The organism is Planktothrix sp. PCC 11201 (assembly GCF_900009135.1).
Taxonomy (GTDB): domain Bacteria; phylum Cyanobacteriota; class Cyanobacteriia; order Cyanobacteriales; family Microcoleaceae; genus Planktothrix.
Genome location: NZ_LT797701.1, coordinates 778,456 through 790,885, shown reverse-complemented (window position 1 = coordinate 790,885; position 12,430 = coordinate 778,456). Strand labels below are relative to the sequence as shown.

Here is a 12,430-nt window from a genome sequence, read left to right as displayed (position 1 = left end):
TATATTAACACTTGTTCCCTGGCTCTGCCACGGAATGAAAGCTAACATCTTTGCAAATACAGATAATCCTGATTTTCGATGCACTTGCGGAGTTCTTGCAGGATTTTTAAGCGGTATGTCGCCTGTTGATACTCCTGTTTCGAGGGAGAATCGCCAAGTTGAGTTAGCACTTGATCACTTTCTTGGGTGATCACATCTCGAAAAAAATTCTTGAACTTTTTGCGAGTGTCTTTCCCTAACTTAACCAAAAATAGTTTTTCTGTTTCTCCATCAATCTCCATTTTTCGCAATACCGACTTCCCAATTTTAGAGAATTCGGATTTCGCTAACCATTGATAAATTTCTTCTGAAACATCAACAGAATAAGATAACTCACCATTAGCAGGATAGAACACAATATCTAACATTATCCTTCCTCCTCTACTTCAGATTCCATGAACTCGCTTTCAGGGATTTCTGCATAGGCAATTCATTTTTAGTTGTTTCTTGACAATTTATTCCTTGTTCTTTTAACTTTTTTATAACAAATCTCTTTAAATTTCTATGTTTAATATATATTTCTATCATTCTATCTTCATCGGACATGAAATTAGACATTTAAGACCCCCTTTAGTGTTTTATCTAAATTTTAAAGACGGTCGAATTTTCGATTAAATATGGACAAAAGCAGTTTTAGATGTAGCTCTAACCTGAAAAAAGTATTCCCCGGCCGAAACCAGGGAATCACAAAAAAAGATATTAACCGCCAACGGTGATGGGTTGTCCATCTGCGTCTAATAGCGCCCGTTTCGGGCCGTGAATCGGATCTTCGACAATAATAGTTTGATCTCGACTCGCACCTAAAGAAACAATCGCGATCGGAACTTTCATTAATTCCGCCAAAAATTTCAAATAACTGAGTGCGGCTGGAGGTAAATCTTCTAATTTCCGACAGTCTGCGGTGGATTCTTTCCAACCTGGAACCGTTTCATAAATGGGTTCGCACCGGGCAAAGGTTCGCGCACTACTGGGGAAATGTTCACACCGTTTTCCATCAATATCATAGGCGATGCAAACCTTAATTTCATCTAAGCCATCCAAAACATCTAATTTAGTAATGGCTAAACAGTCTAAACCATTAATTCTGACAGCATAACGGCCAATCACCGCATCAAACCAACCGCAACGGCGTTGACGTCCGGTGGTGGTTCCAAATTCTGCACCGCGATCGCACAAGACCTGGCCAATTCCATCCACCATTTCCGTCGGGAATGGCCCCTCTCCGACCCGGGTAGTATAGGCTTTCGCCACCCCAATCACCCGGTCAATCATTGTCGGGCCAACTCCCGTACCCACACAGGCGCCACCTGCAACCGGGTTAGAAGATGTGACATAGGGGTACGTCCCATGATCTAAATCTAACAGGGTTCCTTGTGCCCCTTCAAATAAAATATTCCGTCGATCCTGCACCGCCGCGTAGATTTTTAGTGACGCATCAACAACATGGGGACGCAAGCGTTCTGCATAGCGCAAATACTCCGCAATCACCGCTTCCGGGTCGAGGGGCGGGAGATTATAGAGTTTTTCGAGAATAACGTTTTTATTGCTAATCGTCCAGCGCAACTGATCGGGTAAACTCTCGGTTTCCATCAAATCAATGATCCGAATACCCGTGCGTTCAGACTTATCGGCGTAGGTCGGGCCAATTCCCCGGCCCGTTGTCCCAATCTTTTGAGATCCCCGTTGTTCTTCCGATGCTTGATCCAGGAGGCGATGGTAGGGCATCGTCACATGGGCTGTCTGGGAAATCATCAAATTTTTGGTGGAAATCTTCAGAGACTCCAGTTGATCCAGTTCTTCAATTAAAATTTTGGGATCAATGACGGTTCCTGAACCGATAATGCACTCGGTATCGGGATATAAGATGCCTGAAGGAATCAAGTGCAGTTTGAAGGTTTGATTGTCCACAACAACTGTGTGACCTGCATTTACGCCACCTTGGTAGCGGACAACCACATCTGCTGAACCACTGAGCAGATCGGTTATTTTGCCTTTTCCTTCATCGCCCCACTGGGCACCGATAACAACTACGTTAGCCAAGAGAGTTTTCACTCCGACAGTTTACACAAATCCTGATTATCTGTGATTACAGGCACTCTGTCAAATTAAGTTTTGTGAAATATAGGGCTATGCTATGGTTAATGGTCAATATCATCATCATTCTATTATGCCGTTACACGCCGAGTTACATCGCCATTTAGGGGGTTCAGTTGTACCGCGCATTCTGTGGCGGTATTTCCAACGTCATAACCCTCAGTTTACCCAAGGTTTTGCAGAATATGAACGGTTTGAAGATTTTTATACCAAACCCCGCAATACCTTAGATGAATATTTAGAACTGCATACCATGGTGGAAAGTGTGCAGACCGTTGAAACCCTCCCCTATTTTATTTATCGGTTGATGCGCGGCGCTTATACTTTTGAAAATTTAGCTTATTTAGAATTACGTTATACACCCTATTTACGCACCCCAGAACATCTGAGTCAGTCCCAAAGAATTGACTGTATGGCTGAAATTGTGGAGGTGGTGGGAAAAGCCAGTCAACTGAGTGATACCCCCATTATCACCAGCCAAATTTTGTGTATGCACACCCGACTTCCGTTTGAAGTCAATCAAGCGATTATTAATTTGGCTGCCCAAATGCCCCAATATGTCTGTGCAGTTGATATCGCCGGAGGGGATAATCATTATGCTCAACGGTTGGATGAATTTATCAATTTGTACAAATATGCCCTATCCTTGGGCTTGAAAACCACCGGACATTTATATGAAACCCCGGAAGGTTGTTATCCTGAATTATTACCCTATTTAATGCGAATTGGCCATGGCATCCAAATTCCGTTATTACATCCAGAATTATTACCGGAATTAGCCAGAAATAATCAATGTTTAGAAGTTTGTCCCACCACCTATATTAAAACGGGAACCCTCAAGGATATTCAGCAGTTAAAAATTGTCTTTGAACGCTGTTTTGAGGCCGGGGTTGATATTGCGATTTGTACCGATAATGCGGGGTTACATAATGTTCGTTTACCTTTTGAATACGAGAATTTATTAACCCTCGATATTATCGAGTTTGAACAATTAGAAGCCTGTCAACAAGCCGCCTTTCGCCATGCCTTTGCCTGGCCCCATCAAAACCCGCCTACACAAATTCTTCATGGCTTATTAAAACCCGAACCAATAATCAGTTATCAGTAATCAGTAATCAGTAATCAGTTATCAGTTTAAAATTGCTTAATAATTAATAGACAATTGCGTCCATCTTCACCGTGTTCATAACTTAAATAGTCCGCAATATCGCGCATTAATAGTAAGCCTCTTGTGCCACCCCCACCTAAAGGAGGATCACTATCCGTTGGAGTATCCTTGATTTCTTTCGTTATATCCTTGATTTTCTTCATTAAATCAAAAGGTACGCCAAAATCCCAGATCCGAATTTCAATTTGCCGATCTAAAATAGTAACTTCTAAATCAATATATAAATCAGAAGAAAGTCCTTGGTGGGCGTGACGAACTGCATTAGTAAACCCCTCGGCTAAAGCTAACTGACAGCGTAACCAAACGGATTTAGGAATAAAGGACTGATACAGTTGATCAAACCAGGACAAGACCTTAGCTAGACTGTCTAGGCTAGAGGGAACTTGCAGTTGGGTAATTTGGGGTAATGGCAATGGTTTTAAACCCTCTTATTCAATCACAATAAGTTTATGATCATAAAATGAAAGTTCAAGCTCCAGTGATCTCGGTTGAACCTCTGAGACAGCTTGGGACTAACGATCTGATTATTCCGACTGAAATCAGTAATCGCTCGTTGAGTCTCCCTATACTTTACTGCATTTTTAGAAAGTTTTGCAGTTGGATTGAACCGTAGTTGTGCCAAATCAAGTAAAATACTTCTTTCCACCGCGAGAGATCGCCCCCGACTTGTTGTAACCTTTAAGCAAAATCAACCTATTTAGGAGTTAAAACACCTTCCTTGGAAATTAAACTGACCTTCTATGGATGAACATTAATATTGCACAAAATTATTGCTCTAAAATTCCAGAGGATTAATCAGAACTTTTATGGGACAAACTGTATGAATCTTCAATATTAACTGAACATCATCCTAAATTCCTTCAATCTTAAATTCAGTCAACCCTCCAATTAGACTATACTCAAAGAGCATTCATAGAAAAGTCTTAACTTAGCCTTGATTACCCTCATCTGGTGTACCAACGTACCTCAACACTCATGTTTAAAATTCTGGTTATTGATGATGATGTTGCCATTTTAGAACTTCTTAAAAGAACGCTGAAGAAACAGGGTTATGATGTCAGTGTGGCAACTAATGGTGAAGAAGGCATAGAACAGGCTAAACAGCTATGTCCGGCATTAATTATTTGTGATTGGATCATGCCCAGGCTAACGGGGATTGAGGTCTGTCGTCAAGTTAAGGCTACCCCGGAATTATCAACCACACAGTTTTTCCTATTAACTTCCTTGGGTTCGGTTTCTGATCGGGTTACGGGGCTGGATGCGGGGGCTGATGATTTTATTTCTAAACCCATTGAAATGAATGAACTCTATGCTAGAGTTCGGGCTGGATTAAGATTACATCAACTTAGTCAAGATTTACAAACCCAAAAACAACTAATTGAAGCCGAACTAGCCGAAGCCGCTGAGTATGTGCGATCGCTCCTTCCCGAACCCTTAATGGAACCGATCAGAATTGATACTAAATTCATTCCTTCTCGTCAATTAGGCGGTGACTCCTTTGACTATTTTTGGCTAGATTCTGACCATTTATCAATTTATTTATTAGATACATCAGGACATGGTTTAAAAGCGGCTCTCCCTTCAGTTTCCGTGCTGAATTTACTCCGATCTAGGGCAATTCCTAATATTAATTACTATCAACCCAGTAACGTTTTAAAAGCCTTAAATACTACCTTTCAAATGACCTACCAAAACGATAAATATTTTACGATTTGGTATGGGGTTTATGATTTTTCCACTCGAAAATTATTGTATTCTAGCGCCGGTCATCCCCCCGCTATTTTGTTAACTGGCAAAGATCCAAAAAATCTCAAAATTGAAATGTTAAAAACCCGAGGAATGCCCGTCGGAATGTTTTTAGACGCTGAATATATAGATGCAACCCACGATATTGCAGAATTCAGTAATCTTTATATTTTTAGTGACGGAGTTTATGAAATCCAACCACCAGAGAATAATACGATGTTGGGTTTAGATGGATTTATCTCTATTTTAACAGAATATAATCATTTACAATCAGATACTTTAGAATTGGTATTAAATACGGTTAAAAAATATAATTCCAACAATCCCTTTGATGATGATTTCTCACTCCTAAAAGTAAGTTTTGATTAACTTTTGATCAAGAATAGAATTGAGGGTGAAATTGGGAAACACCAATCTGCATAAATTCAGATCAACCCCCGTTTTCACCCCGTCTTAGTGACCCAATAGCACCAGGTTAGCTTTCAACAAATTCCAAAAATTTCTCTTGGCTTTCAAAAATCTCGAACACCCGATCCATGCTGGTAAGTTCAAACAAAATCCTAATTTGCTCATTAATAGAACAAACAAATAATCGACTTCCAGCCGCTCTGACTGCTTTCAAAGCTAATACTAATGCACCCAAACCAGAACTATCCATAAACGTGACATCTTGGAAGTCAATTAATATGGTCTTGGCTCCTTTCTCAACTAAAGCAACAATATCCTGCCGAAATTGACTCGCTTTAGTGCCATCCAAAATCCCGTTAGGTTTAAGAATTTTAACATCAGAACTCATAGTTTTTTAGGGGTTGAACCCTCCATAAGACTCGCTCGACTCCGTTAGTATAGCTTTGAGTTGAACTCCATGCCAAATCTATCCATTTAACTTGAACAGGCCTATACTGGACTGACCTTAGCGCGATAGAGCAGTTTACTTCCCTGTCGGTATCCAGTATATCGCACAATCACCGGTTCTCCTGGTTGAGCCGTTCCCTCCAAAAGCTGGTGAAGATGGGGATCATAAGCAACTTCTGCCCCAACAGGTGCGATCGCTTCTACTCCCCATTCTCCCATAAGCTGTTCCACCGGACTTACAAAGCGTAATAATTTGACCGCCGGGAGTTGGGGATTTTCTTGAACTCGATAGACCACCGTTGGCCATTGTAAGAGCCAAGACTCCAAGGTGTGCAGACTTTCCCGTTTCCATTCCTCCAGCAATACAGAACGTTGCTGTTCCATCTGGGTTTGTAAGTGTTGATATTCCTGTGCCAAATTCCCTGGAGAGGCTTTTTCTTCATCTGGGACAGCACCCGCAGCAAACACCGATAGGAGTTCGGTCAGGGAAATCTTTAAACCCTGGCTAATTTTCAGCAAAATACCCACAGGGGTTTGCAGCGCCAGTCCCCGTCGCAGTCGAATAATCTGTAACGGGGAAACCCCAGCATTTTGACTGAGTTCTTCTAAGCTAGAAACCCCCGCCCGTTGCATTAATTCCTGCAATTGGGAAGTACAATCAGGCAACGCAGATTCACTCATTTTAATTTTTAGTTCACGAGTTATCTGCCATTGACGGCTCTTTAATTGCCTTGTAAATGGGATTCTAAGAACCACAAGCGCTGATCAATGGCGCGGGAAATTCCAGTATACAAATCGGTGGTATCCGCGTCGCCCAATGCGCTTGTTTTATCAATGGCTTCTCGAACTATTTTGCCATAAGGAGCATAGCGATCGGCTAAAGCCACCACATAATCTTTATCATTAGCGAGATCCAAGGGAAATTCAGGTAAAATTGTATCGGCAACCGCCATCCGAGCCGTTCCCATGGCTGTCCCGCCCAAAGCCGTCGCTCGTTCCGCAATTAAATCCACATATCCTTCTAATTCCGTTGCCATTTCATCAAACAGCAAATGCAACTGATAGAAATTAATCCCTTTGACATTCCAGTGGGCTTGTTTGACTTGGGTTTTTAAGTCTAATGTTGTCGCTAAACTGTAATTAAGAATCTCAATAATTTTGGCGCGGGTGGCTTCGGGTAAATCAATTCGAGTTGCATAAAGACGTTGTTTACGATTTGTTGTTACCATGATTAAAAAAGCTCCTTTAAAGGTTTTATTGGATGAATAGAAAATTTCAAAACAGACAGGAAACTAGGGGTACTATATCGGATTTTAAACCTTTCTAAATCTACCTCAAGCCAGATGTTTTTGCAGAATAGAACGGGGCGCTTTTCGCACATTACAGCGAATGGTTTCTAACCCTAATTTTGTACAGGCTTCATAGCGATGACACCCAGAAAAACCGTAATATTCCCCCTCTACTTCTAAAACATCAATCGGTTCTTGCAACCCAATTTCTTGAATCGATTGCATTAATAGTTCTACTTTAGCTTGATCAGTCTGCCGGGGCAGGGGACGACGAATCTGCCGGAGAGGAATTTCTTTAACCTGCATGGAGTCTATTCTCCTTGTTCTTGTCTTTTTAGATCATACTCGTAATGACTTCGACTTACAACCCATGGAGCTCAAAAATTGAGCCGTTGGGTTTCCGGCATCGGTGATTGAATCGCGAGAAGTAATGCAGTAGGGTAGGTCGGGGCAAGGATACTTGGCTTTAAACCGTCGATAGACTTGACAACTGAGCTATCCACCCTCGATAAAAGACAATCAAAGACAGATTTTTAACCCATGACAACGGACAATCGACAAAAAAGAATCGCAATATTTGATAGTGGTGTGGGGGGATTAACGGTTTTAAGGGAACTGTACCGCCAACTTCCGAATGAATCCGTTCTTTACTTTGGAGATACGGCGCACTTGCCCTATGGAACCCGTTCACGAGAGGAAATCTTGCAGTTTGTCCGTCCGATTATTCTTTGGGCGATGCAACAGGACGCCAAAATGATTCTCATGGCCTGTAATACCAGTTCCGCCCTGGCCTTAGAAACAGTTCAAGATGAATTTGATATCCCCATACTAGGACTTATTCTTCCGGGTGCTCAAGCAGCAGTTCGACAAGGAAAACGGATTGGAGTAATTGCCACCCCCGCCACGGCCGCCAGTAATGCCTACCGCCATGCGATTCAAGAAACCGATCCGTCGGTTCAGGTTTGGCAAGTGGGGTGTCCAGAATTTGTTCCCCTCATTGAACAAAACCGAATTCATGATCCTTATACCTATCAAGTGGCACGGGAATATTTAACTCCGTTAATTCAGCAGCAAATTGATACTCTGATTTATGGCTGTACCCATTATCCTCATTTAGCCCCGGTGTTGCGCTCAATCCTTCCGGCTCAGGTTCGGTTGGTTGACCCGGCGGTTTCTTTAGTTAAAGCTACTGCTAAGGAATTAGAACTATTAGGAATGCAGAACACCCAGTCTCCTAAACCGACGCGGTTTTGTGTGAGTGGCTGCCCTCAACAGTTTGCCGATCTTTCGGTGCAGTGGTTGGGATTTACTCCCGCAGTAGAAGCCACCACCTTACCCACGATGGAACCCGTAACCGTCAGTAATCAGTAATCAGTTATCGACCATCCGTAAAACGGTGGCGCGGCGAGGAATCACCGCACTTCTAGGGCGGTGAGGATGTCAACAAATTACACTGACACCGTAATGGGCGAGGAGACCTCGCCCCTACGATCAGGAGATGTTTGTCGTATACTTAGCAAGGGCTAAGAGTAAATAAATCATTAAAACATAACCCGCGGCCAGGAGCGGGATGGTTAAAGGCATATCGTTATAGAACATCATGAGTCAGCCCGAAGAAATAGGAGGAGGAGCATCACAGAAGTTTAAGACCCGCTACATCAGGTCAACACGCGATCGCTAACGCCTGCGCTCTTGATGACCCACAAATAGAAAATCTCCGAGGGAAATTCTCATTTCCCCGAAATATTGCTTATACCGAAACTCAGCAGAGGATTCCCTACTTTAAAACCCAGGATTCTCTCATCAAACCCTAAATAGAGACTCCCCTCACCGATATTGTGGACAGCCTAATGACCAGAATGAAGTTAGAAGCTCGTCGAGAAGTCCTAACGGCTATCCTTAAGCCAATAGATTAATTAGGTGGCGATAGATTCTCCTGAACCCAGTCGCTAGACCTGTTGTCCCTAATGTATAGAATTCCTTAAACTCCTGCTTCCAAGATAACATAAAAATTAGAGAATGGAGGCTATTCACGGAAATTTTTTTCAGTATTTAATCCGCCCACCGAGCCTAAAAAATAGAGTAGGGGAAAGGGGGCGCAAAAGCACCAGAAGCGACCTTTTTCAAGGGTTAACGGTGTTTAAATTTTTGAGGACTGCTTCCGGCTACGGAGAGTTCTCGATACAATATTTTAGCAAAAATGCGATCCCCTGAGCCGAAACAGCTTAGAATCAGACTATAATATGTAAAATTTTGTTAACTCAATGCCTGAGTTGGCTAATCCATGACATCGCAAACTTTTTTATTTTCGCCAGTTGAAGCAGACCTGCGGCAGTTAACCGATAACTTAAAACAGCTTGTCGGTGCACGACATCCGATTTTGTATGCCGCCGCAGAACACCTGTTTAGTGTCAAAGGGAAACGGGTACGTCCTGCGATTGTCCTGTTAATTTCCCGAATGACAATGCCCGATCAAAATATTACCCTCAAGCACCGGAGGTTAGCAGAAATCACGGAAATGATCCATACCGCCAGTCTTGTCCATGATGATGTCGTGGACGATTCTGAAATGCGTCGGGGAGTTCCCACGGTTCATAGTTTGTTTAATAACCGAGTTGCGGTATTAGCAGGAGACTTTCTCTTTGCCCAATCTTCTTGGTATTTAGCCAATTTGGATAACCTGGAAGTGGTGAAATTGTTGTCCCAGGTGATTATGAATTTAGCAGAAGGAGAAATTCAACAGGGTCTGAATCGGTTTGATACAGGGTTATCCATTGAAGCCTACCTAGAAAAAAGTTATTATAAAACGGCTTCTTTGATTGCCAATAGTTCTAAAGCGGCAGGTGTTTTGAGTGAAGTTTCTCCGCAACAAACCGAAGATTTATATAACTATGGTCGTTATCTAGGTTTAGCCTTTCAAATTGTTGATGATATTTTGGATTTTACGGGTTTAACCGAGGAATTAGGGAAACCCGCAGCGTCTGATCTCAAAAGTGGAAATTTAACTGCACCCACCCTTTATGCTTTAGAAGAAAAACCCTACCTGGAAACTTTAATTGAGCGGGAATTTACTGCTGATGGAGATTTAGAACAGGCTTTGACCTTAATTAAAGATAGCTCCGGGATTCAACGCTCTAGGGAATTAGCCTCTTATCATGCCCAACAAGCGGTCAAGTATTTGGAATCTTTTCAAACTTGTGAATCTCGACAGGCGTTAATTGGTTTAGCAGATTATGTTTTAAGTCGGCTGTATTAAAAGGAGTTGACAGTTGACTGATGACAGTTAACTGTTAACTAACAAGGCAGTTATTGTTTGCATCCCGAAATCAATTAAGCTACATTTTCAGAAAAGAAAAATACCTTTCCGCCATAGGCTTGTTGTAGATAATCTTCTTTCAAAACTTGTTGACGATTGCCCATAGCAATGACTTCTTGATTGAGAAGAACCAAATCATCAAAATTAACAATGGATTCCCCCAAATCATGGTTAATCACAATTACAATTTTACCCGATTCGGCTAACTCTCGAAATAAACTAAAAATCACCGCTTCGGTTTTTTGATCAATCCCGACAAAGGGTTCATCAAAACAAAAAATCTCCGCTTCCTGGGCTAAAGATCGGGCTAAAAATACGCGCTGTTGTTGACCGCCCGACAGTTGACCAATGGGGCGATGTTTATATTCAACCATTCCTACCCTTTCTAACGCTTGGGTGGCGATGCGACGACTGACTCCAGAAAAAGGACGCAACCACCCGGTTTTCCGCACTCTCCCCATCATCACAATATCCCAAACTGTTGCTGGATAGTTCCAGTCAATTTGCGATCGCTGAGGAACATAGGCGACCCGTTGACGTTGCTGAATTAGGGGTTTTCCGTCATAGACCACCGCACCCTTGCCCATGGGAATTAACCCCAACATCGCCTTCATTAAGGTACTTTTCCCCGCCCCATTCGGCCCAATAATCCCGGTTAGTCGTCTGGGTTGGATGTTTAAACAGATATCTCGCAATGCTTCTACCCCGCGATAGTTGACGCTAAGGTGGTCGATAGTTAAGGCTGGGTTAGGATGGGGGAAGTCTATAATGTTCATCGGCGTTTGCTGTGTTTTTTATTCCCTTTTGGGGGAGGATGATGTTTCTAGTCTATCATGAAAATGAAAAGATTATGAAAATCATAAAATGATGTTGCCAATAATTGCTCAAAAGTCCTTTTCTATAAGGTTTAGGGGTATTTTTTTCGGGATTCTGTTAACGGGATTAAGTAGTTGTACTCAAGGGAAAACCGACCTTTCTGTTAATAGCAATCAACCAAAAGTAGTATCTACGAGTACCATTATTGCTGATTTAACTGAACAAATTGCTGGGGATGAAATTGAACATCTAGGAATTTTAAAGCCGGGTACAGATCCCCATGTTTATGAACCTGTTCCTCAAGATAGTATTGCTTTAGAAAAGGCGGATTTAATTTTTTATAATGGTTATAATTTAGAACCGGGATTAATTAAGTTAATTAGGGCGGCGGGAACTCAAGGAAAAAAAGTGGCTGTGGGGGAGGTAGTTAAACCTTTGGATTTTCAATATAAAGGACAAAAACAACCCGATCCTCATGTTTGGGGAACGGCTAAAAATGCTATTTTAATGGCGAATAAAATTAGGGATGAGTTGATTATTTTATCTCCTGAAGATCGGGAGATTTTCAATAAAAATGCAGCAAAATTGACACGGGAGTTAACTCAATTAGATACTTGGATTCAAGAACAAATCGCAACTATTCCCCCTAAAAATAGAAAGTTAGTGACAACCCATGATGCGTTTCAATATTATGCCCATGACTATAAATTAGAGGTTATTGGTACATTAATTGGGATTAGTACGGAAGAACAACCGAGTGCAAAAACTGTTAAAACTTTAGCGAGTTCGATTCAACAAGCGGGAGTTCCAGCTATTTTTGCGGAAACCACTATTAACCCGCAATTAATTACAACGGTTGCGGAAGAATCGGGAGTTAAATTAGCTCCAGAGCAGTTATATTCTGATTCGATTGGAATTCCAGGAAGTGCGGGAGAAACCTATATTAAAATGTTGGTTAAAAATACTAAAACTATTGTGGAAGCATTGGGGGGAAAATATACTCCTTTTAATCCTAATTAAAAGTTTGTTGTTGCGCTTCAGCGCAATCTTTATGAGGGCACTGAAGCACAACAACAAATGTTTTTGGTTGTTGGGATGAACACTCTG

The 12,430-nt window shown here is 41.9% G+C and carries 13 protein-coding genes; 5 read left to right on the top strand and 8 right to left on the bottom strand.

Annotated features, from left to right (window positions below; genetic code table 11):
* Window positions 1-41 precede the first annotated feature (41 nt).
* Window positions 42-407 (bottom strand): hypothetical protein, encoded by a 366-nt coding sequence (locus PL11201_RS13690; protein WP_079679406.1) that lies wholly within the window; start codon window positions 405-407, stop codon window positions 42-44.
* A gap of 331 nt (window positions 408-738) precedes the next feature.
* Window positions 739-2,079 (bottom strand): adenylosuccinate synthase, encoded by a 1,341-nt coding sequence (locus PL11201_RS13685; protein ID WP_079679609.1) that lies wholly within the window; start codon window positions 2,077-2,079, stop codon window positions 739-741.
* 127 nt (window positions 2,080-2,206) lie between these two features.
* On the opposite strand from PL11201_RS13685, the gene PL11201_RS13680 reads away from it, so the two are divergent.
* A complete protein-coding gene (locus PL11201_RS13680; RefSeq protein WP_079679608.1) occupies window positions 2,207-3,241 on the top strand; it encodes an amidohydrolase family protein in 1,035 nt (344 codons plus the stop codon).
* Between the two features lie 26 nt (window positions 3,242-3,267).
* On the opposite strand, the gene PL11201_RS13675 is transcribed toward PL11201_RS13680, so the two are convergent.
* Window positions 3,268-3,714: an ATP-binding protein gene (locus tag PL11201_RS13675; RefSeq protein WP_144017753.1), complete on the bottom strand. Its 447-nt coding sequence runs from the start codon at window positions 3,712-3,714 to the stop codon at window positions 3,268-3,270.
* Between the two features lie 562 nt (window positions 3,715-4,276).
* Here PL11201_RS13675 and PL11201_RS13670 point away from each other — a divergent pair.
* A complete protein-coding gene (locus PL11201_RS13670) occupies window positions 4,277-5,416 on the top strand; it encodes a PP2C family protein-serine/threonine phosphatase (protein WP_079679404.1) in 1,140 nt (379 codons plus the stop codon).
* Window positions 5,417-5,522: 106 nt separating this feature from the next.
* Here the strand turns inward: PL11201_RS13670 and PL11201_RS13665 are convergent, their stop codons facing one another.
* The 4 genes from PL11201_RS13665 to PL11201_RS13650 form a co-directional block, all read right to left on the bottom strand.
* Complete coding sequence (locus PL11201_RS13665; protein WP_079679402.1) at window positions 5,523-5,843, bottom strand: STAS domain-containing protein; 321 nt, start codon at window positions 5,841-5,843, stop codon at window positions 5,523-5,525.
* A 101-nt stretch (window positions 5,844-5,944) separates the two neighbouring features.
* Window positions 5,945-6,583, bottom strand: a complete 639-nt coding sequence (locus PL11201_RS13660) for a helix-turn-helix domain-containing protein (RefSeq protein WP_079679400.1) — start codon at window positions 6,581-6,583, stop codon at window positions 5,945-5,947.
* Window positions 6,584-6,624: 41 nt separating this feature from the next.
* Window positions 6,625-7,131: a DNA starvation/stationary phase protection protein Dps gene (gene dps / locus PL11201_RS13655; RefSeq protein ID WP_079679399.1), complete on the bottom strand. Its 507-nt coding sequence runs from the start codon at window positions 7,129-7,131 to the stop codon at window positions 6,625-6,627.
* 105 nt (window positions 7,132-7,236) lie between these two features.
* Window positions 7,237-7,497, bottom strand: a complete 261-nt coding sequence (locus PL11201_RS13650) for a ParB N-terminal domain-containing protein (RefSeq protein ID WP_079679397.1) — start codon at window positions 7,495-7,497, stop codon at window positions 7,237-7,239.
* A gap of 234 nt (window positions 7,498-7,731) precedes the next feature.
* Here PL11201_RS13650 and murI point away from each other — a divergent pair, with 234 nt between their 5' ends.
* Complete coding sequence (gene murI / locus PL11201_RS13645; RefSeq protein ID WP_079679395.1) at window positions 7,732-8,562, top strand: glutamate racemase; 831 nt, start codon at window positions 7,732-7,734, stop codon at window positions 8,560-8,562.
* Between the two features lie 913 nt (window positions 8,563-9,475).
* Window positions 9,476-10,447, top strand: a complete 972-nt coding sequence (gene sds / locus PL11201_RS13640; RefSeq protein WP_079679393.1) for a solanesyl diphosphate synthase — start codon at window positions 9,476-9,478, stop codon at window positions 10,445-10,447.
* Window positions 10,448-10,521: 74 nt separating this feature from the next.
* Here the strand turns inward: sds and PL11201_RS13635 are convergent, their stop codons facing one another.
* Entirely contained in the window at window positions 10,522-11,283 is a 762-nt protein-coding gene (locus PL11201_RS13635) for a metal ABC transporter ATP-binding protein (RefSeq protein ID WP_079679392.1), read from the bottom strand.
* Window positions 11,284-11,374: 91 nt separating this feature from the next.
* Between PL11201_RS13635 and PL11201_RS13630 the strand changes: the two genes are divergently transcribed.
* Window positions 11,375-12,343: a metal ABC transporter solute-binding protein, Zn/Mn family gene (locus PL11201_RS13630; protein ID WP_079679607.1), complete on the top strand. Its 969-nt coding sequence runs from the start codon at window positions 11,375-11,377 to the stop codon at window positions 12,341-12,343.
* Window positions 12,344-12,430: the final 87 nt, after the last annotated feature.